Origin of the sequence: Collinsella aerofaciens, from assembly GCF_040910265.1 — a bacterium.
In the GTDB taxonomy this organism is placed as follows: Bacteria; Actinomycetota; Coriobacteriia; order Coriobacteriales; family Coriobacteriaceae; genus Collinsella; species Collinsella aerofaciens_BK.
The window spans coordinates 15,970-34,685 of record NZ_JBDGAW010000026.1 but is presented as its reverse complement, the minus strand read 5'-3'; the positions used below and the strand labels follow the sequence as shown (position 1 = coordinate 34,685).

The window sequence follows — 18,716 nt, the reverse complement described above, 5'->3', positions numbered from 1 at the left end:
ATCGCCTTTCCTTCCATTCGTCACCTTCATTACTCCAACGACGAATTCTAGGCGGTGTCCCCTCCCTTTCAAGAAAGAGAAGAGGCGGGGCATGCCCCGCCTCTTACACCACATCTCTGCGCGCTACCCAGGTAGAAGGGAAGCGCGTGGCGTCCCAGACTGGCAAGTGCCGGTATGGGGTTGGCATATGCCCAGTTGGGTGCCGGCTTGTTTGTCTTTTGAGCAAGCCGTGCGGCAAAGAAGCCTGCGAGATACATAAAAATAAACGGGATGATGGGGTAATAGTCGCCCGAGACAAACGCGGGACCCGGAAAGCCAAGCCAGGCGAGGCAGGGGATAGGGTAGACCGATTTTGGAATGCTCCAAGTGAGGGCAAAGAGTGCGAGACAGATCGTTATACCCCATCCTGCCGGCACCTTGTTGAGGATGGGGCGTGCGACGCCAGCGATGGCGGTACTGGCCGCCATGCAGTAGATGATGCCAAAATTGACGGAGTCGTCGACCGAGACAAGTGTTGTCGCTGCCCAAACGACGAGAGCCGCCAGGGCGTATTTGGCGGCACGTTTTAAGTTATTGCGCGAGAGCGTGCACATCCATCCTGCGATGAATAAAAAGATCCAGCTGATACTGGCGCGCCAGATGTCCTGGAATATGCTCTGGGTAAACCAAGGCATGTTCCAGCCGTAGAGGTAGGCCAAGTCATAGCAGGCGTGGAAGCCTGTCATCGACAGCATTGTAAACCCGCGAACGGTATCAAAAATGGTGATGCGTTTTTGCTGCATTACGAGAACCGGCGCATCAGTGCTACGACCTTACCCAGAATGACCGGATTCGTGGCATAGATGGGCTCCATGGTGTCATTCTCGGGCTGTAGGCGAACGCGTCCCTGCTCCTTGTAGAAGGTTTTGACGGTTGCGGCGCCGTCGATCATTGCGACAACAATCTCGCCGTTCATGGCACTCTTCTGCTCGCGTACGATGATGTAATCGCCGTTATAGATGCCGACGTTGATCATCGAGTTCCCATGCACCTCAAGGACGAAGGAACCTTGGTCTGTGGCGATCTCGGTCGGTACGGTAAACGTGTCTTCGATGTTTTGCTCGGCAAGGATGGGAATCCCAGCTGCTACGCGCCCGACAAGTGGAAGCGACACAGCTCCACGGGGTACCGCGGGCTCCTCGGGCTTGTTGGAGATAGAGACAGAAGACCCGTCCTCGTCAAATAACTCCAGGGCGCGGGGCTTGGTGGCGTCGCGCTTAAGCAGGCCGCGGGCCTCGAGGGCAGAAAGATGCGCGTGGACGGTACTGGGGGAGGACAGGCCTACCGCCGATGCCATTTCGCGCACGCTGGGCGGATAACCCTTCTCCTGCTGGTATTCCTTGATGAAGTCGTAAATCTGCTGCTGACGCTTGGTAATTTTGCGAGCCATCAGGGGATCCTCTCTGCCAATGCCAAACAAATGTTCTATTTTTGCTTGACAGGAACAACTGTTCGAAGATAATAATAACCGAACATTCGTTCTCGCGCTAGACAATTTTGTCCGCGCGGCTTGATAAAACAGTTCTCGTCAAAACAAGCGAGAGGAGAACATGATGAACGCAACGAATATGGTCCAGGGCAACCTCGCCCTTAAACTTGAGACGCCCGCTACGACCGCTTTTACCGTCGTTAAGGGTGGTCGTTCCGCTTTTCAGTCGGCGGCTGCCAAGCCCGTTCGTCCCCAGCGTTCATCTGTTGTTACGGCTCCTGTTGCTTTGAAGCCTTCGACGATCGTGGCCGTTGCCGTTGCGCTTACGCTTTTCTTTGTAATCTCAACGGCAGTTTTTAGTGCCCGCCATGCGGCGTATGCCGATTCCGTCGCCAATGTCACGTACGAGACGATTCGTGTTCAATCTGGCGATTCCCTGTGGTCTCTTGCTGAGGAGCATCCGATTGATGGTCTCTCTACACAGGAGACTTCCGATATGATCCGTAGCGTCAATCACCTTGAGCATGGTTCGCTCGATGCCGGTGTTGATCTTAAAGTTCCTGCCCGTTCGTAACATTTTGCCCGGTGCATGGTACCCTTGTTAACGATTTGGAGGAGGTACCATGCGCTGTCCTAAATGCGGCAAGGCACATACCCGCGTCGTAGATTCCCGTATGCAGGAATCGAATAACACCATTAAGCGCCGTCGTGAATGCTGCTCGTGCAATTATCGCTTTACGACTTTTGAGCGTTGCGAGGACCCTATCGAGGTCATCAAGTCGGATGGAACTAAACAACGATTTGACCGCAACAAGTTGCTCGTTGGTTTGATGCGCGCCACGATCAAGCGCGATATCGACACCAAGAAGCTCAATGAGATTATCGACGATATCGAGGTTGAGCTTCGTTCCCGTACGCTTACGGCCGTTACGTCCCATGAGCTGGGCGACATGGTGCTCAAGCGCTTGGCCAAGATCGATAAGGTGGCCTATATTCGCTTTGCCTCGGTCTACCGCGATTTCAAAGACGTCGATGAGTTTCTGCAAGAGCTCGACAAGCTAAGGTGATTTCATGTCCAACATTATCGTTAACATCAAACGCCTCGACCCCACCGTCGAGCTTCCCAAATACGCCCATCCCACCGATGCCGGCCTTGACCTGCGTTCCAACGAGGACTGCGTCCTGAAGCCCTTCGAACGCCGTCTGGTCTCCACTGGGCTGGCCATCGCCCTGCCCGATGGCTACGCCGGTTTCGTCCAACCCCGCAGCGGCTTGGCTATCAAGCAAGGCCTGTCTATAGTCAACACTCCTGGCCTCATCGATGCCCACTACCGAGGAGAACTCAAAGTCATCCTCATCAACCTAGACCCCACCAACAACATCCAAATCAACAAAGGCGACCGCATCGCCCAACTAGTCATCCAAGAAGCCCCCACGGTCAACCTCGTAGAAGTAAATGAACTAGACGAAACCGATCGAGGAGCCGGCGGCTTCGGTTCTTCCGGTGTCGCTTAGCCCATTTCTTCGTTGAACGGAGCTTCGTAATGTCCGCTCGCCCCTGGGAGGCCCCTATATATCATCCCGTGCTCAAACATTCTCGCTGCGCTGCGAAACTGTGCGCGGGACGATATATAGGGGCCTCCCAGGGGCGAGCTACGTTTACATACTAGCAATCGGTTATGGCTTCCCATTAGAAGCCGAATGCCGTATCTAGAAGCTGTATCTAACAAGTAATCCGATCTGACAAAGAGACGGCTCCTTTGTCGAATCGGCTTACTTAGATTTCTTGTTTTAGAGTTCACCTTCGCTGCTTTTAGTGGGGTAACCGATGTAGCTGCTAGTACGTACGAGTAGCCGTGGCGCAGGCCGCCCACACATATCGTTCCACGCGCAGTTTCGCAGCGAGCGAAGCGAAGCGAGAATGTTTGAGCATGGAATGATATGTGTGGGCGGCCTGCGCCACGGCGACAGTCCGACGTTAGCGGATATGCGCGGGCTTGCCTCCCCAATAAAAGCGGCAGAAGGCTCGTTTTCGTTTTTGGGGTTTGCCTACGAGCTCCATCGTGGCGATGGCGATGTCTTCGGCTGCGTGGGGGCGGCGTAGGACTTCGCCGTTGATGAGTAGGGCTTTGAGTGACTCGGGGTGGTCGTGCAGGTGACGGAGCGTCACGACGAGCTCTCGTGCTGTGGTAACGTGCATGCTGGCGCCCATGCCGGTGAGCATGGTGGTGTTGGCTTTTTCCTGTCCGTACGATTTGCCGAGCAGGATCATCGGCAGATGTGCGCAGAGGCATTCGGTGACGGTGAGTCCGCCCGATTTGAGAATTGCCAGGTCGCAGCCGTGCATGAGGGCTGCCATGTCGTCGACATAGTCTAGCACCGTGACGTTTTCGAGCTTCATGGCGTCGAAGAGCGTCTTGAGGCGAGTGGCGTATTCCTTGTCCTTGCCGGGCAAAAAGACAAAGTGCATGTCCTCGAAGCTGCGCAGGAAGGGGAGGGTGTGATCCATCGCTGCGCGAAAGCGCACGTAGGGTTGCGGTAGGCTGGCGCCGGCCATCACCAACACAACGGTCTTGTCTACGGGAAGATTGAACTTATCCAGCTCGTCCTCACGTTTGTAATCGGTGTCGAATCCGGCTCGAATGGGGATTCCCGTAATGCGGATCTTTGCCTCGGGTACTTTGCGCGGGCGCAGCGTTTCGGCCATAAATTCGTTAGCCACGCAGAACAGGTCGGTGTCCTTGTGGGGCCAAAAACCCTCAACTTCATAGTCCGTTGGCACGCAGATGACCGGATAATCGATACCCGTGATGACGCGGGCGCCCACAGCTACATTGGCTGCCGTAATGTGTGTTGCGACCACGGCCATGGGCCTGTGGGTGCGGATATATTCGTTGAAGGCTGGGAACATAATGCGAGACCATGCCGTGCCGCCACCCCAGAGCAAATGCCCTGTAAATGTATAACGCCAGGTCAGGTCATAAATCGGGCGCGTGGCTCCGGTAAAAGACGCCGCGGTCTTATTGCCGTCGAATTTAATACGTCCAAAATCGAGGATATCGAGTACTTCAATTTCGATATCCTCAGGAATACCTTTGGTGCCACGGATAAGATCAAATGCCTGCGCGATGGCGTTAGCGGCGGCCTTATGGCCCGATCCAACCGATGCATGCACAATGGTTACCAGGGGCTTTTGCGCAGGTGGCAAGGTCATTTGCTCCAGTTGGGGAGTAGCTTGCATGGGCAGGGGAGCGCTATTGCTCGTCTGCGTTTGATCCATCGATAACTCCCCTTCAGCTTTGTTACGCGATTTATCATTGTAGTGCAAGAGTGTCATGTTCACGTAAATTTGGGTATGAGCGCAACGAACGTCAATGTTTCGACGAGAGGACTCTTCATGACTACCGATCAGCCGATCGATGTTGCGATTATCGGTGGCGGCCCCGCGGGCTATGCTGCTGCCATTTACGCTGCGCGCGCCAACTTGACGACGACCGTGATTGAGCAGGGCATGTCGGGTGGCCAGATTGCCACGTCCAACGAGATTGAGAATTACCCTGGCATTCCGCTGCTAAGTGGTGCTGAGCTGGGTGAACGTTTTCAGCAGCATGCAGAGGGCCTGGGAGCTCGGGTTGAATGGAGTATGGTGACGGGTGTCGATTACGATGCCGATTCCGCGCTGTTTACCGTTCGCCATGATATGGGCGACACGGCTGCAAGGAGTGTCATCGCGTGCATGGGAGCCACGCCGCGTCCGGCTGGCTTTGTTGGCGAGGATACGTATCGTGGTCGTGGCGTATCTTATTGCGCAACATGCGATGGTATGTTCTTCCGCGGCAAGCAGGTGTTTGTGATCGGTGGCGGCAATTCGGCATGTGAGGAAGCGCTGTTTCTTTCCGATATTGCCAGCAGTGTGACCATCGTGCTGCGCCGCGATCAATTCCGTGCGCCCGAGGGTGTCGTTCAGAAGGTACTTGCAAAGGAAAATATTTCAGTTAGGTACCAAACTAGTATTGTTGAGCTTTCTGGTGAAGCGATGCCCACGACAATCACATTCAAGGACAATGCGACTGGTGAAATGCACACTGAGTCCTTTGAACCTGGATCGTTTGGCATCTTTGTTTTTACGGGGACGCAGCCACATACCGAGCTTGTTGAGCATCTAGTCGACCTGGCTCCCGACGGCGGCATTGTCACCGACGATTCGATGGCCACCCGTACACCTGGTCTATTTGCCGCTGGCGATATCCGCTCCAAGCGTTTACGCCAGGTTGTGACCGCCGTTTCGGACGGAGCCATAGCAGCTACCAGTGCATACGCTTTCCAACGCGGATAAGTACGATAATATATCTTATGTAAGGTTGCTATCAATTAACTAAATGGCGGGACGATGCATCAGTGCGCTGTCCCGCCAATTTTCTTGCCGGCTATGTGGTATGCAAAACTAGATAACCTAGAATACAATATAGAAAATGAACGGAGGACCTTTATGAACCACGTTAAACACGTTATTCCGATGTCCGATTCGTCGGTCAGTATTAAGCCTGAGGATATTCAGCCCACTGTGCTGCCCGATGCATTTATTCAGTCCGAAATCGTGCGCAAACTCAATACGTTGAGTCTGCCGCGCTATGACCAGTTGCCCAATGTGACGCTCTATCGCGACCAGGTTATTGAGTATGTTGCGCTGTGGATGGAGCCGCTGTCCATTTGTGTTGAGCAGCCCGTCATTACGCCATCGATGATCAACAACTACGTGAAGGTCGGCCTGGTGCCTGCTCCGGTCAAAAAGCAATATGGCCGCGAGCAGATTGCCCGTCTGATCGCTATCTGCATTTTTAAGCAGGTGCTACCTATTGCTGCGGTGCAGGCACTCTTTAACATTCAGCGATTGAGCTACGATGCCCCGACGGCCTTCGACTATGTGGTTGATCAGCTCGAGGCATCGATTCGTTCGGCGTTTTCCGTCGAGTCGACGCCGGTTCCCGATACGGCGCATCAGGTAACGCGTGAGTCGCTGCTTGTGCGCAGCGCGGTTTCATCCTTTGTTTCGAAGGCTTACTTGATGAGCTATCTCAAGTTCAACGGATTTAATAGCTAGCCGACGTATAAAACGGGCGGGACAAAGAGCCATCTGTCGCTTTGTCCCGCCCGTATTTTTGCTTGGTTGGACTTTATTTGCCCGAAGCTACGCCCATGCCGTAGCCGATGATGAGGCCGTGCATCTCGGCGTAATAGGAATCCAGGCCGTTGCAGGGCATGATGATGGTCTTGGAGCCGGGCCAATGCTCGACTATGCGGTCAGTAAGCGCCTGGGCTCCAGCTTCGTTCTCAACGTGATCGATGATGACCTCGCCGCCCGTAAAACCCTCGGCTTCCATGGTGTCGATGATCTTGTTGAGCATCTTCTTTTCGCCACGCGTGTGCCCGACGAGTTCGATTTTACCGGCCTCGCTCGCCGTGCCCAAAATGCGGATATTGAGCTTGTTGGCAATGACGCCGGCTGCCTTAGGGATACGTCCGGCTTTGGCCAGGTTTTCGTAATTGCACAAGCTGAAGAGGATTTTGCTGTTCTGCTCAAGGCTATCGAAGTATGCGCAAGCGTCCTCGAATGAGACATCCGGATTGCTTGCAAGATAGCGGTCGAACAGCAAGAAAATGAGGTCCATTTTGCCGCCAGCTGCGCGCGAATTGACTAGATGAATCTGCCGGTCGGGCTCCTCGGCAAGAACCATATCGCGAGCCGTGGCTGCTGCGTTGTAGCTGCCCGACACGCCCTCAGAGATCGGCATGCAGATGGTCTTGTCTGCCAATTTGAAGAGCTCGGCCCACTCCCCTACGCTGGGACAAGCGCTCGAAGAAGCGTTCGTCTCCGCCTGAACAGCGCAGTTGAGCTCATGAACATCGAGCGAAAGGTCATCGATGAATTCACGCTCCCCCACTCGAATTTTGAGGGGCGCAAATGCAAAGGTGGTATGGGGTGCGGTCGGTTGCCAATCGCGGAGGTTGCAGCTTGAATCGGAGATAAGTGCCCAGCTCATAGAGGGTCCTTTCTAATTGTTCTTCAACAATTATAGCCATCTTGCAAACTGAATGTACGGCTATCTAGTTTTGAATACTAGATAGCCGTACAAGATTAGAGACAAAAGAATGGACCTCGCGACTTAAAGCCACGAGGTCCACATTCACACGCTGTGTAAGATGACTTAGTAACGCACGAAGATGTAGTTATTGTTCATGCCGGCGGCAACGGAGCTGATGATAACACCCGTGTTGTAGTCGGAAGCATGAATCATCTGACCACCACCGATGTAAATGCCGGTGTGGTACGAGTTGACCACAACGTCACCGGGCTGCGGATCGGACACACGCGTCCAGCCCATAAAGGTACCCGTTGTGCCGAGGCGGCAATAGCGACCCGTGAGGCAATAGCTAACAAAACCAGAGCAGTCGAAGCTGTTCGGGCCAATTCCGCCCCAAGAATAAGCGCAACCAAGCTTGCTGTATGCACGCGAGACAACAGAACCGCCATCGACGGACTGGCTCGGAGCAGAAGGCGTCGGAGCCGGAGCAGGCGTGGGGGGCTGCGGCGTCGGAGCGGGTGTCGGCGTAGGAGCCGGAGTGTTGCCGCCCTGGTTGTTGTTATTGCTGGTCTGGCCACCGTTGTTGGTGTTCTCGGTCGTACCGGCAGTCTCGTTGCTCACCGTGGCCTTCTCAGCGGTACTGGCGTTGATGCCGGCCTGCAGCGCGGCGTTGGCCTCGGCCTCGGCAGCAAGCTCGGCCTGCAGCTGTGAATCCAGGGAGTTTACGACGCTCTGGGCTTCAGCCTGCTGAGCATTAAGCTCGTCGACCTTCTTTTGCGTGGCGGCGACGTTCTTCTCCTGCTCGGCCTGTTTATCGGTTAGCTGCTGCTTAAGCTCCTTGACCTCTTGAATGGTCTGAGCCTGCTTATCGGAAACTTTGCCGTAGTAGAACAGACGGTTGAGCATATCGCTCAGGTCGTCAACGCCCGTCAGAACCTGAAGCAGGCTCAGACCGCCGGTCTTGTACTCGCCGGCGACATAGGTCGAGAGCTTGGCCTGACCATCGGCGATCTCTTGCTGCTTTTGCGTGATCTCGCCGGCAGTCTGATCGAGCGCCTGCGTCTGCGTGGCGAGCTCATCGTAAATCTGCTGAGTTTGGGTACCGATCTGCTCGAGTTTCGTACGAGCAGCGGCAAGGTCGGATGCGGTATCGGCGTAGGCAGGAGCCGCGAGGCCCAAGCCCAAAACACAAGCGAGGGTTGCCGTAGCAGCGCAGCGTGCCATGTTTTTGTGCGTGTTTGCTGTGCGCATGTAGCTTCCTTTCCAGTAACTAAGGGTAACGGCTAGTCCACCGTCACCAGGCTAAAGAGCTCGACGTCCTCGTTGGAAGACGTGAGCTTCTCGCGCGGGTTGAGAAACGCAAGCTCAAGGATACACCCGTAGCCCACAAGCTTTGCGCCCATATCTCGCACAAGTTTACCTGTTGCCTCGACGGTTCCGCCCGTCGCGACCAAGTCGTCCAGAATCAACACGGTATCTTTAGAGGTAATGGCATCGGCATGGATCTCGATAGAGTCGGTGCCGTATTCGAGCTCATAGCTCTGGCTCACCGTCTTGCGGGGCAGCTTACCCGGTTTACGTGCGGGAACAAAGCCGGCGCCAAGGGCTACTGCCACCGGTACGCCAACCATAAAACCGCGAGCCTCGGGACCCACGACCTTGGTGATTCCCATGCCGGCAAAGTGCTCGGCTAGGGCATCGGTCATGGCTTTGAGCGCCTCGGGGTTGCCAAAGAGTGGCGTGATGTCTTTGAAGATGACTCCGGGCTCGGGATAGTCGGGGATGTCGACGATTTGAGATTCGAAGTCGTACATTGCATGACCTTTCAATGGGTTGCCGAAATATCAGCAGCGGTTATTTGCCCGCGGTGACGGTGCCGGATTGCGAAGGGGCGACGACCTTGAGCGGCTTTACGAGAGAATCCTCGTGCGAAGCCGGCGCGGCAGTTTCTTCGTTTTTGGCCTTGGTGGACTCGGAGCGAGCGATTTCCTCATCGAGTGCATCGATGTCGGCGTCCTCGACCACGGCGTTGAGCGACTCAAAAACGCGGTTCTTGAGCAGCGCAGTGTGCACACCCTCGGTCAGGTCGTGAAGCTTCTTAAACGCACGCTCGAGCTTGGCGTCGCGCTCGTCATCGGAGGTATCCATGCCGAGCATGCTCACGAGCACCTGCTCAAACATCGAAGACTCGCGGTTGGCGGAAGACACGTACTGACGCAGGTTGCGGGGCTCGATATGGAAGCGTGACAGCTCGGAGCAGTAGCGGATGATTGGAAAATCGCGACCATCGACAAGCTCGCGATTCTGCGGACTCTTGATGATGCGAATGAGGTCGTTCTCGGCGAGCGAGCGGATAAACGAGATCTTGACGCCCAGCATATCGGGAATGGTCTCGATGGGATGCAGCTTTTGCTTGGTCTCCTTGGGCTCCGTCTTGAGCGGAACATCGGACAGCAAGCCCACCTCGTAAGCGAGCGTAGACAAGTCCGTGGCGTTTTCCAAGCGCTGCTTAATCACGTTGAGCGGCATGTAGCGGGTCTTCTGCAAGTGCAGGATAACCTCCAGGCGATCAACGTCCTCCTTAGAGTACTGACGGTATCCCTTAGGCGTACGATGAGGGGTAATGAGTCCCTCATCCTCTAGAAATCTAATTTTTGAGTTCGAAAGATCGGGGTATGCGCCTCGAAGAAGGTTGACGACTTGGCCGATACTCAGATAGTTGCGTTCGGCCATGCCCTACTCACCGGTTTCGATGCGCTCCGGCGTGCTCTCGTGGTAGATGAGCGTAAAGGTACCGATTTGGACGGATGAACCATCGTGCAGCGGGGCTGCATTGACGATGGCACCGTCGATCCAGGTGCCATTGAGCGAGCCCAGGTCCTCGATGCGAGCGCCGAGGCCCTCGCGGATAATGCGCGCGTGGCTGCGCGAAACGGTCATGTCATTGAGGAAGATGCCGTTCGCAGGATCGCGGCCGATGGTGGTCACGTCGTCCTCGAGCTCAAAGGCGGCACCAGTCTGCGGACCCTTGACGATGGACAGAACGGGGGCGGTGATGCGCACGTTGGCCATGAGGTCGGGAACGGTGACATCGCTTGAAGGCACGCGGAATACGCAGGTAGCGTCAGCAGTCTTATCATTCTGAGGCATATTGTTAACCATGTTGTCCATGACAACCCCTAACTTATCGCGGACGTGCCGCAAATAATGAACCGTACGTAATCATACCCCAACGAATCAGTCTTCGATTTCAGGGTTCAGAAAGTCGATGTCCTCGTCCTCGGGATGCGCGAGAGCCTGTTTAATGGCCACTCCGCCCTTAATGGAATAGATGACAGCCGTGAGCATGGAGAAGATCACGCCGCCGTACACAAAGAAGATGCCGAGGGGCACCGAGCTTCCGTTGAGGCCCGGGAAGGCCGTAAGGGTTGAAGGTAAAAGATGCAGGCCGTCAATAACGGGGAACCCGAGCAGCATGAGCGAGAAGCCGGTCATGAGTAGTGCAGTGGCAATCTTTCCGGGAAAGACGACATCGATGGGGCGACGGTGATAATGACGCACGATAAGCGTGCCGATGCCCAGATAGATGTCGCGGCCAATAATGAGCACGCAGACCCAGATGGGCAGCTCTCCGCGGACCACCAGCCCAAGTACGCCGGTGAACAGCAGCGCACGGTCACAAATGGGATCCATGACCTTGCCGAGCCACGAGACCGTCTTAGTCATGCGGGCGATCTGACCGTCCATCCAGTCGGTGGAGGCGGCAACGGCGTAGATAACGATGGCGATGACGCGGTTGTTATCCGTCACAAACAGGTACAGAAATACCAGGGTGAGGATCAGGCGCGTAAAGGTGATGAAATTGGAGATCGTAAAGATCTTATTCGACGGGTAATCGGAAGTGCCGATAAGCTCCTTTTTGATCTTCTTTTTGATGCCCACAGGACTCCCCCGCTGGTTAACGACAAAACTTTCGATACTATACCCGTTCCGGCGATGTCTATCCAGCGTAAGCATAGAGAGTCCAGACATATGGAGGATGCTACTGGGTTGTGCGGGATTCTGCATTTGTGTACATCAGCCTCCAAATATGACATTTTTCGGCATCTTTGATGGCTGATGTACACGTTTTGATTCGGTGATTACATCGATCGGGAAAGTTGTTGCCTTAAGCAGATTAATCATGATGTGCGGGTCGAGAAGGGTTGGCGCTAAAAGAACCCAACGGCCGTTACGGCTTCGTTAGAAACGCGTCCCACCATGGATGATGAACCCGAAAGGCAAGGCGCGCGGGCACGGCGACTCGGCCCGCGCTTCCGAAGGAGAAAGGATAAACCCATGGGTTACATGCTCGAGACGCGCGGGCTCACCAAGCGCTTCGGCCGCGGCGACCAGGCGCAGGACGCCGTGGCCGACGTGAGCCTTCATATCCGCGAGGGCGAGGTGTACGGGCTGCTCGGCCCCAACGGCGCCGGCAAGTCGACAACGCTCAAGATGATCTGCGGGATGCTGCGGCCGACGGCCGGGGAGATCCTCTTTGCCGGGCACGCCTGGCGCCGCGAGGACCTCTACGCAATCGGCAGCCTCATCGAGGAGGCGCCGCTCTACCCCAACCTCACCGCGCGCGAGAACCTGCGCGTGCGCACCACGCTGCTGAGCCTTCCCGAGAGCCGCATAGATGAGGTGCTCGCCGCCGTGGACCTCGCGGACACCGGGAAGAAGCGCGCCGGGCGCTTCTCGATGGGCATGCGGCAGCGCCTGGGGCTCGCGCTGGCGCTGATCGCCCGGCCACGCCTACTCGTGCTCGACGAGCCCACCAACGGCCTCGACCCCATCGGCATCGAGGAGCTGCGCGACCAGATCCGCGGCTTCGCGTCGGCGGGTACGACGGTGATCGTCTCGAGCCACATCCTCTCCGAGGTGCAGCAGATGGCGGACACCATCGGCATCATCTGCGGGGGGCGCCTCGCCTACGAGGATGCGCTTCGTCCCGGGCAGGACCTCGAGGAACTCTTCATGAGCTTCTGCCGGGAAGGGCGACGAGCGCGCGGGGAGGTGGCGGCATGACGGGCGAGAAAGGCGGCCTGCTCGCGGCCCTGCGCGCCGAGGCCCTGAAGTCGCGCCACGCGGCACCGGTCCGCCTGGCCGTGCTCATGGCGCTGCCGATGCCGCTGCTCGGCGCGATGCCCTACCGGGGCGTGCAGATCTTCAGCGCGTGGAACTACTGGTACGCGCTCTTCCTGCCCGTGTGTCTCTCGCTCGTGGTGGCGTGCGTCGCGCGGGCGGACGCTCGCACGCGGATGCGGGGGCTTCTGGGCCTGGGCTTCCCGCTCGGGCGCGCCTGGTGGGCCAAGGCGCTCTGGTGCCTCGCGCTCTGCACGCTCTCGAACCTCGTGGTCTTCGGCATCTACCTCGCGGGATCGGCGTTCTCCTCGCAGGGCTTCACGGCCGCGGGCACGCTCACGATGCTCCTCTGCGCGCTCGTTAACACGGTGACCGCGGCGTGGATGATCCCCGCGGGGCTCTTCCTCACGGCGCGGCTCGGCATGCTCGCGGGCATCTTCTGCCCGCTCGCCGCGCAGCTCGTGGGTGGGTTCGCCTGGTCGCTGATGCCGCTGCCGCAGCTCTTTCCGCCGTCGGCGAGCATGGTCATCCCCACGAGCTTCATCCCCGTGCTGCCGAGCGGCGAGCCACTCGCGGCGGACATGGCGCTCGGCGGGGCGCTCACGGCGGACGGCATGCTCACGCTGGCGGGCCTTGCGGTCTGCGCGCTCGCGTTCGCCGCGCTCACGGCGGCGGGCGCGGCCTGGTTCGCGCGCTCCGAGGAGAGGTGATGGCCATGACACGACTCTCCGACCCGACGCCGCGCATGACTCTCCCGCGGGCCCTGCTCTCCGAGGCCCTGCGCCTGGCGCGCTCCCCGCTCTCGGCGGTGCACCTCGCCTGCGGCCTGGCAGCCGGTCTTGCCTGCGGCGAGTACTTCTCCGTAACCCGATGGGACCCGGCGCTGGGCGCGGACGCCTACGCCCAGTTCCTCGGCGCCCTCATGCCGCTCATGTCCGCCATCGTCTGCGGGCTCGCCGTGGACGAGGAGCGCGCTGCCGGGCGCCTCGCTAACCTCACGGCGGTCCCCTCGCGCGGGCGCGCCGTCGCGGCGAAGCTGCTCGCCCTTGCGGCGCTCGGCGCGGGCGCGCTGGCCGTGGCGCTCGGCGTGTTCGGGGCCGTGCTCGCCGTCGCCGGGCGCCTGCCGCTCGGGCCCGCTCCGCTTGCGGTCGCCTGGGCGGGCATCGTGCTGGGCAGCCTGCCCCTCTACGCGCTGGGGCTCGGCGTGGCCCTGCGCCTCGGCCGCAACGCCGTCATCGGCACCGGCGCGGCGGGGATGCTCCTCGCATTCTTCTCGGTGGGCGGACTTGCGCACGGTCTCATGACCGGCGAGCTCACCGGTGCCCTGGCGACGCCCCTGAGCTGGGTGCCGCTCGCCTGGCCCGCGCGCCTGGGGTCGCTCGGGGTTGAGGCCTTCATCGACGCCGCACGCGCGGCGGGCCCACTCCTCACGACTGCGCTCGCTGGCCTCGTGCTCACCCTGGCAGCCGACGCCGTCCTTCTCGCCTGGTTCTGCCGCTTCGAGGACGGGAGGGCAGATGCTTAGGAGGCCGCTCGCCTCCATGCTCGTCCTCCTCTCCGCAGCGCTCGTCCTGGGCGGGAATGCCCTGCTCGACGCCGGCTGGGGGTCGGCACTGCGCTCGATTGCCGACCGCGTGCTGCCCAACCCTGAGATCGCTATGTGGGCGCCCGCGCCCGAGCCCGGCAGCCACGCGAGCTCCTACGCCGACGCCACCGGGGGCGGGGACAAACTATGTCTACCTGGTGGACGCTGCGGACGACAGGGGCAATGTCCGAGAGTTCCAGCTCAACTTCTTCGGGCGGGAGTCGGACGGCGAGGGCTGGCTCGAGATCGAGGCGCGCGACGGCTCGGGCGTGCGCTACCGCGCGTGCGACGCGGCCGAGGCACCCGCGGCTGCGCGCAGGGCTCTGGACCGCTGGGCGCGGCGCTAGTACAATTCCGACGGAAGTTTCAGGAGGTCGAACATGGCGAGGATACTGGCAGTGGATGATGAACGGGCGATCCTCGACGCGCTCGCGCGCGTTCTCGGCCGCGACGGCCATGAGGTCGTCAGGGCGGCGGACCCGACGGCGGTCCCGGGGATGGACCTCTCGCGCTTCGACCTCGTGCTCTGCGACGTCATGATGCCGGGGCTCGACGGCTTCGAGCTCGTGCGGCAGATCCGTCCGGACTTCGACGGCCCCATCGTCTTCCTGACCGCTCGCGTGGCCGAGGAGGATGCCGTGGCCGCCTACGGCCTGGGCGCCGACGACTACGTCCGCAAGCCCTTCGGGGCCGCGGAGCTGCGCGCCAAGGTCGCGGCCCATCTACGCCGTGAGCGCCGGCCGCGCTCGCACGCCCTCTCCTTCGGGGAGGTGCGGATCGACCTCGGGGCGCGCGACCTCGCCGTGGGTGGCGAGACCGTGCCGCTCACGCCCACCGAGTACGCCATCTGCGAGTACCTCGCGCGCCACCCCGGGCAGGTCATGAGCCGCGCGCAGATACGCGAGGCTGTGCTCGGCTGGGAGAGCGACGCCGACGACGCGGCCATATCCATGCAGGTCAGCCGCGCCCGGAGGAAACTCTCCGAGGCCGGCGCCGATCCGATCGCGACCGTCTGGGGGATGGGGTACAAGTGGCAGCTCTGAGGATCGGGGCGCGAGGTCGCGGGGGCATACCGCTCTCCTTCGTCATCGCGCGCTACTTCGCCTACGCGTTCGCGGCGGTCGCCACGGCGTGGCTCGCCTCGTTCATGGTGCTCTCCGTGTTGATCAGCGCGGGCTTCGTCTACGAGGCAAGCTGGGGGCCGGCCAATGCGCGCGAGGTCGCGGAGGGCCTGGCACGCGACGGCGTCTGCGGGCAGCAGGACGTGCCGACGGCGTACCGCTACCTCATCCTGAACAAGGACGGAAACGTGCTGATGACAGACCTCGAGAGCACGCGGCTCGAGGACGCGAAGGAAATGGCTCGTACGGCACTCGCCGCGGATCCGGGCACAGTGGAGATCGAGGGCGGGGGTTCGGGCGTTACCTACGCCGCGTTCCCGCTCAAAGGCGGCGGGGCCTGCGCGCTCGTCAGCGAGTATCTGCCGCAGTGGGTCTCGCGCGACCTCGCCGGCCTGCTTCCCAACCCGCAGAACCTCATGCTCGTCGGCGCCACGGCGGGAAGCGCGCTTGCGCTTGCGCTCGTCGCGCGCCGCGCGAGCCGCGTGATCTCGCGCAAGATGGCGCCGCTCGCGGAGGCGGCGGGTCGCGTCGGCGCGGGGGAGCTCGACTTCGCGGTCGGCAGCACCAACGTGCGCGAGGTGAACGACGTCCTCGCCGCGATGGACGCCATGCGGGCCTCCCTCGCCGAGTCGCTCGAGGCCCGCTGGGCCGCGGAGCGGGGGCAGCGCGAGCAGATGGCGTCACTCGCCCACGACCTCAAGACGCCGCTCACCGTGCTGCGCGCCAACGCCGACTTCGTGGCGGAGGAGCTGGAAGACGAGAAAGACGCCGACCTCGCGGCCGCCGCGCGCGACATAGCCGGCGGTGTCGAAAGGCTCGACGGCTACGTGCGCCTGCTCATCGAGGCCTCGCGCGGGTCCGGCGGGGCGGAGAGGGCCCCCATGCGGCCGGCCGAGCTCTGCGAACAGGTCCTCGCCGAGGCCGCCCAGATCGCCCGGGCGCGAGGCGTGACGCTCGACGCGGCCACGGGCCCCGCTGTCGCGGGCGCGCCCGAGGCCCCGCTCGACCGAACCGCCCTGGCGCGAGCCGCCGCGAACCTCGTGGCCAACGCCGCCGAGCACGCGCGCTCGCGCGTGGCGGTCTCCTGCGACGTCGCGGGCGGACACCTCGTCATCGAGGTGGCCGACGACGGACCGGGCTTCTCTCCCGCCGCCCTCGAACGCGGCTGCGAGCGCCTCTTCACAGACGACTCATCCCGCTCCTCGCGCGACGGAGGCCGCCACTACGGGCTCGGCCTCCACGTCGCCTCCGAGGCCGCGAGCGCCCACGGGGGCTCCGTCTCGCTCGCCAACAGCCCCTCGGGCGGCGCGGTGGTCACCATCGCGGTCCCCCTGTGCGGGATCTGACGACTTCCTCGATGTCTACTACCTCGACTGCGATATGTCGCTCGTCGAGGGCGCGACGAGATGGTGTTGCGTCTGCCCCTCATGGTGCTTCTAGTTTGTCTTCTAGCCTGTCTAGCGAAAAGCCTGCGCGTCCCCGCGCGGGCTTTTCTTTTGGCAACCACACGAACGATTTGAGGTTCGTGGAACAGGTAATCGGGTTGAGGAGAAATGGGGCCATGCAGCGGCTCTCAAAGCGCTTGCCGCACTCCCCCGCCATTACCCCTGCGGCGTCCTCGTATAGAGCCCATCCTGCTTGGCGTTTCGTTGCAACAGCCCACTTGTCCACCGATCAAGCGAACTGCTGGAATAAATACAGCGACACGTTTGTCCGTTTCAGTCGCTATATCTGTGTTAATCGCCGCGATAAATACAGCCCGTACTCGGCTGCATACCAGCTACGCGTATGTAGATTCGTATCGCTTTAATAAATCGGCTCAAGCGTGTGCAAAACGCGCAAGTAGCCGCAAAAGGCGATTATCGCGCAGGTAGATTTCTGGCACCCTGTTGCTTACTGAAAATTAAGCAATTGCTTAAAACAAAAAAGGTCAGGCACTAGGTGCCTGACCTGTAAACTTCTGGTCGGGACGACTGGATTCGAACCAGCGACCCCTTGACCCCCAGTCAAGTGCGCTACCAAGCTGCGCCACGTCCCGAAGCTTTTGTTTGTTGCTCTGCTCTCGCTCGCAACAGGGAATATATTAACCCGAAACTTTGTCCTTGTGCAAGAACTTTTTTACAAATTTTGAAGCAAGTCCAAAATTGTATCTGCGAGCTGGGGTTTTGTTAGAACGGGAAGTTCTTGCGTACCCGTTGTGCTCACAATCCAGGCCTTGTTGGTATCGGTTCCAAAGCCCGAATCGGCGCGTGAGACATCGTTGGCGATAATGGCATCGCAACCCTTGCGGTCGAGCTTTCGCTGTGCGTACTCCAGGACGTTATCGGTCTCGGCCGCAAAGCCGATCACGCACCGCTCCCCCTTCTGGCGCGAAAGCTCAGCCAAAATATCGACCGTCTCGACCAGTTCGATGCGATCCAAGCGCTCGTTGGCCTTTTTGAGCTTATGGTCCGCAGGGGATACGGGGGTGTAGTCGGCGACAGCGGCCGCACAAATGGCCACATCGGCCGTCTGAAAGGCGCTCAGCGCAGCCTGGAGCATTTCTGCGGCGGTCTGCACGCGCACGCACTCCACGCCGTGGGGAACGTCGAGCGATGTCGGTCCCAGCACGAGCGTGACGGCGGCACCGCGACGTGCGGCCTCCCCCGCCAGGGCGATACCCATCTTGCCCGACGACCGGTTACCGATGAATCGCACCGGGTCGATCGGCTCGTGCGTGGGGCCGGCGGTGATGACGATGCGCTTGCCCGTCAGGTCTTGCGGCACGGGGTTGAGCACCTCACAGACAGCCTCGACGATGTCCTCGGGCTCGCTCATACGCCCCGTGTCCACGTCGCCGCAGGCAAGGTAGCCGCTGCCGGGTCCCACCACATGGACACCGTGCTCGCGCAGCGTGGCCATGTTGGCCTGCGTCGCCGGCGCCTTCCACATGCCGTTGTTCATAGCGGGTGCGATCACGATGGGTCGCGGCGTTGCCAGCAGCGTGGTGGAGATGAGGTCATCGGCGATGCCGTTGGCCATCTTGGCGATAATATTGGCCGTCGCGGGCGCCACGACCACCAGATCGGGCTCCTGCGCCAGCGAAATGTGGTGGATGGGGTCGGAAGGATCGTCGAATAGCCCAACCGCGACCGGCTCGTTGGTGAGCGCGCGGAAGGTAAGCGGCCCCACAAACTCCGTGGCATGCTCGCTCATAACGACTTTGACACGTGCGCCGCGCTTTTGCAGCAGGCGCACGATATTGCACGACTTATAGGCGGCGATCCCGCCGGTAATGCCCAGCAGGATCGTTTTTCCCTCAAGTTGCATTGAATTGTTGGGTGCCGCCGTCATCG

20 protein-coding genes and 1 tRNA gene are annotated in these 18,716 nt (G+C 59.9%); 10 read left to right on the top strand and 11 right to left on the bottom strand.

Annotated features, from left to right (window positions below):
• Positions 1-68: 68 nt before the first annotated feature.
• Together AB5Z14_RS09310 and lexA are read right to left on the bottom strand one after the other, a co-directional pair.
• Complete coding sequence (locus tag AB5Z14_RS09310; RefSeq protein ID WP_368131169.1) at positions 69-782, bottom strand: heparan-alpha-glucosaminide N-acetyltransferase; 714 nt, start codon at positions 780-782, stop codon at positions 69-71.
• Positions 782-1,429 (bottom strand): transcriptional repressor LexA, encoded by a 648-nt coding sequence (gene lexA, locus AB5Z14_RS09305; protein ID WP_368131168.1) that lies wholly within the window; start codon positions 1,427-1,429, stop codon positions 782-784. The genes AB5Z14_RS09310 and lexA overlap by 1 nt, the downstream gene beginning before the upstream one ends.
• A gap of 163 nt (positions 1,430-1,592) precedes the next feature.
• On the opposite strand from lexA, the gene AB5Z14_RS09300 reads away from it, so the two are divergent.
• From AB5Z14_RS09300 to dut, 3 genes are read left to right on the top strand one after another with little or no spacing between them, the layout of a single operon-like run.
• Positions 1,593-2,042, top strand: coding sequence for a LysM peptidoglycan-binding domain-containing protein (locus tag AB5Z14_RS09300; RefSeq protein WP_368131167.1), 450 nt, complete (start codon positions 1,593-1,595; stop codon positions 2,040-2,042).
• A 49-nt stretch (positions 2,043-2,091) separates the two neighbouring features.
• Positions 2,092-2,535, top strand: coding sequence for a transcriptional regulator NrdR (gene nrdR, locus AB5Z14_RS09295; RefSeq protein ID WP_022093781.1), 444 nt, complete (start codon positions 2,092-2,094; stop codon positions 2,533-2,535).
• 4 nt (positions 2,536-2,539) lie between these two features.
• Positions 2,540-2,983, top strand: coding sequence for a dUTP diphosphatase (gene dut / locus AB5Z14_RS09290; RefSeq protein WP_368131166.1), 444 nt, complete (start codon positions 2,540-2,542; stop codon positions 2,981-2,983).
• Between the two features lie 463 nt (positions 2,984-3,446).
• Here dut and AB5Z14_RS09285 read toward each other — a convergent pair whose 3' ends face one another.
• Positions 3,447-4,805: an MGDG synthase family glycosyltransferase gene (locus AB5Z14_RS09285; protein ID WP_368131165.1), complete on the bottom strand. Its 1,359-nt coding sequence runs from the start codon at positions 4,803-4,805 to the stop codon at positions 3,447-3,449.
• Positions 4,806-4,865: 60 nt separating this feature from the next.
• On the opposite strand from AB5Z14_RS09285, the gene AB5Z14_RS09280 reads away from it, so the two are divergent.
• Positions 4,866-5,804, top strand: coding sequence for an NAD(P)/FAD-dependent oxidoreductase (locus AB5Z14_RS09280; RefSeq protein ID WP_368131164.1), 939 nt, complete (start codon positions 4,866-4,868; stop codon positions 5,802-5,804).
• A gap of 153 nt (positions 5,805-5,957) precedes the next feature.
• A complete protein-coding gene (locus AB5Z14_RS09275; RefSeq protein WP_368131163.1) occupies positions 5,958-6,569 on the top strand; it encodes a DUF1836 domain-containing protein in 612 nt (203 codons plus the stop codon).
• Positions 6,570-6,642: 73 nt separating this feature from the next.
• Here AB5Z14_RS09275 and AB5Z14_RS09270 read toward each other — a convergent pair whose 3' ends face one another.
• From AB5Z14_RS09270 to AB5Z14_RS09245, 6 genes are all read right to left on the bottom strand, one after another.
• Positions 6,643-7,509, bottom strand: coding sequence for a DegV family protein (locus AB5Z14_RS09270; protein ID WP_195246686.1), 867 nt, complete (start codon positions 7,507-7,509; stop codon positions 6,643-6,645).
• Positions 7,510-7,674: 165 nt separating this feature from the next.
• Positions 7,675-8,802, bottom strand: a complete 1,128-nt coding sequence (locus AB5Z14_RS09265; RefSeq protein WP_368131162.1) for a coiled-coil domain-containing protein — start codon at positions 8,800-8,802, stop codon at positions 7,675-7,677.
• Positions 8,803-8,834: 32 nt separating this feature from the next.
• Positions 8,835-9,365, bottom strand: a complete 531-nt coding sequence (locus AB5Z14_RS09260) for an adenine phosphoribosyltransferase (RefSeq protein ID WP_368131161.1) — start codon at positions 9,363-9,365, stop codon at positions 8,835-8,837.
• A gap of 40 nt (positions 9,366-9,405) precedes the next feature.
• Positions 9,406-10,284 carry a transcriptional regulator FtsR gene (gene ftsR / locus AB5Z14_RS09255; protein WP_368131160.1) on the bottom strand — a complete coding sequence of 293 codons (879 nt, stop codon included), beginning with the start codon at positions 10,282-10,284 and terminating at the stop codon, positions 9,406-9,408.
• A 3-nt stretch (positions 10,285-10,287) separates the two neighbouring features.
• Positions 10,288-10,722, bottom strand: a complete 435-nt coding sequence (locus tag AB5Z14_RS09250; protein WP_368131159.1) for an FHA domain-containing protein — start codon at positions 10,720-10,722, stop codon at positions 10,288-10,290.
• Between the two features lie 66 nt (positions 10,723-10,788).
• Positions 10,789-11,493 carry a CDP-alcohol phosphatidyltransferase family protein gene (locus tag AB5Z14_RS09245; RefSeq protein WP_089573364.1) on the bottom strand — a complete coding sequence of 235 codons (705 nt, stop codon included), beginning with the start codon at positions 11,491-11,493 and terminating at the stop codon, positions 10,789-10,791.
• Positions 11,494-11,889: 396 nt separating this feature from the next.
• Between AB5Z14_RS09245 and AB5Z14_RS09240 the strand changes: the two genes are divergently transcribed.
• The 5 genes from AB5Z14_RS09240 to AB5Z14_RS09220 all read left to right on the top strand — a co-directional run bounded on the left by AB5Z14_RS09240 (position 11,890) and on the right by AB5Z14_RS09220 (position 16,727).
• Positions 11,890-12,618, top strand: coding sequence for a lantibiotic protection ABC transporter ATP-binding protein (locus AB5Z14_RS09240; protein ID WP_368131158.1), 729 nt, complete (start codon positions 11,890-11,892; stop codon positions 12,616-12,618).
• On the top strand, positions 12,615-13,385 hold the full coding sequence (locus tag AB5Z14_RS09235) for an ABC-2 family transporter permease (protein WP_368131157.1): 771 nt from the start codon (positions 12,615-12,617) through the stop codon (positions 13,383-13,385). The genes AB5Z14_RS09240 and AB5Z14_RS09235 overlap by 4 nt, the downstream gene beginning before the upstream one ends.
• Complete coding sequence (locus AB5Z14_RS09230) at positions 13,385-14,200, top strand: ABC-2 family transporter permease (protein WP_368131156.1); 816 nt, start codon at positions 13,385-13,387, stop codon at positions 14,198-14,200. The genes AB5Z14_RS09235 and AB5Z14_RS09230 overlap by 1 nt, the downstream gene beginning before the upstream one ends.
• A 440-nt stretch (positions 14,201-14,640) precedes the next feature.
• The gene (locus tag AB5Z14_RS09225; RefSeq protein ID WP_099431768.1) at positions 14,641-15,303 is read left to right on the top strand and encodes a response regulator transcription factor; all 663 of its coding nucleotides are present in this window, start codon (positions 14,641-14,643) and stop codon (positions 15,301-15,303) included.
• Complete coding sequence (locus tag AB5Z14_RS09220) at positions 15,291-16,727, top strand: sensor histidine kinase (protein WP_368131155.1); 1,437 nt, start codon at positions 15,291-15,293, stop codon at positions 16,725-16,727. Before AB5Z14_RS09225 ends, AB5Z14_RS09220 begins: the two co-directional genes overlap by 13 nt.
• Positions 16,728-17,342: 615 nt before the next feature.
• Here the strand turns inward: AB5Z14_RS09220 and AB5Z14_RS09215 are convergent.
• Both AB5Z14_RS09215 and coaBC read right to left on the bottom strand, forming a co-directional pair.
• Positions 17,343-17,419, bottom strand: a tRNA-Pro gene (locus AB5Z14_RS09215).
• 80 nt (positions 17,420-17,499) lie between these two features.
• The gene (gene coaBC, locus AB5Z14_RS09210; protein ID WP_368131154.1) at positions 17,500-18,714 is read right to left on the bottom strand and encodes a bifunctional phosphopantothenoylcysteine decarboxylase/phosphopantothenate--cysteine ligase CoaBC; all 1,215 of its coding nucleotides are present in this window, start codon (positions 18,712-18,714) and stop codon (positions 17,500-17,502) included.
• Positions 18,715-18,716: the final 2 nt, after the last annotated feature.

Bases quoted from the DNA above. Each gene is read 5' to 3' on its own strand.
- AB5Z14_RS09280 (WP_368131164.1), top strand. From the start codon at position 4,866: ATGACTACCGATCAGCCGATCGATGTTGCGATTATCGGTGGCGGCCCC.
- AB5Z14_RS09310 (WP_368131169.1), bottom strand. From the start codon at position 782: ATGCAGCAAAAACGCATCACCATTTTTGATACCGTTCGCGGGTTTACA.
- AB5Z14_RS09300 (WP_368131167.1), top strand. From the start codon at position 1,593: ATGAACGCAACGAATATGGTCCAGGGCAACCTCGCCCTTAAACTTGAG.
- AB5Z14_RS09285 (WP_368131165.1), bottom strand. From the start codon at position 4,805: ATGACACTCTTGCACTACAATGATAAATCGCGTAACAAAGCTGAAGGG.
- AB5Z14_RS09265 (WP_368131162.1), bottom strand. From the start codon at position 8,802: ATGCGCACAGCAAACACGCACAAAAACATGGCACGCTGCGCTGCTACG.
- AB5Z14_RS09250 (WP_368131159.1), bottom strand. From the start codon at position 10,722: ATGGACAACATGGTTAACAATATGCCTCAGAATGATAAGACTGCTGAC.
- dut (WP_368131166.1), top strand. From the start codon at position 2,540: ATGTCCAACATTATCGTTAACATCAAACGCCTCGACCCCACCGTCGAG.
- coaBC (WP_368131154.1), bottom strand. From the start codon at position 18,714: ATGACGGCGGCACCCAACAATTCAATGCAACTTGAGGGAAAAACGATC.
- AB5Z14_RS09235 (WP_368131157.1), top strand. From the start codon at position 12,615: ATGACGGGCGAGAAAGGCGGCCTGCTCGCGGCCCTGCGCGCCGAGGCC.
- lexA (WP_368131168.1), bottom strand. From the start codon at position 1,429: ATGGCTCGCAAAATTACCAAGCGTCAGCAGCAGATTTACGACTTCATC.
- AB5Z14_RS09240 (WP_368131158.1), top strand. From the start codon at position 11,890: ATGGGTTACATGCTCGAGACGCGCGGGCTCACCAAGCGCTTCGGCCGC.
- AB5Z14_RS09275 (WP_368131163.1), top strand. From the start codon at position 5,958: ATGAACCACGTTAAACACGTTATTCCGATGTCCGATTCGTCGGTCAGT.
- AB5Z14_RS09225 (WP_099431768.1), top strand. From the start codon at position 14,641: ATGGCGAGGATACTGGCAGTGGATGATGAACGGGCGATCCTCGACGCG.
- nrdR (WP_022093781.1), top strand. From the start codon at position 2,092: ATGCGCTGTCCTAAATGCGGCAAGGCACATACCCGCGTCGTAGATTCC.
- ftsR (WP_368131160.1), bottom strand. From the start codon at position 10,284: ATGGCCGAACGCAACTATCTGAGTATCGGCCAAGTCGTCAACCTTCTT.
- AB5Z14_RS09230 (WP_368131156.1), top strand. From the start codon at position 13,385: ATGGCCATGACACGACTCTCCGACCCGACGCCGCGCATGACTCTCCCG.
- AB5Z14_RS09260 (WP_368131161.1), bottom strand. From the start codon at position 9,365: ATGTACGACTTCGAATCTCAAATCGTCGACATCCCCGACTATCCCGAG.
- AB5Z14_RS09270 (WP_195246686.1), bottom strand. From the start codon at position 7,509: ATGAGCTGGGCACTTATCTCCGATTCAAGCTGCAACCTCCGCGATTGG.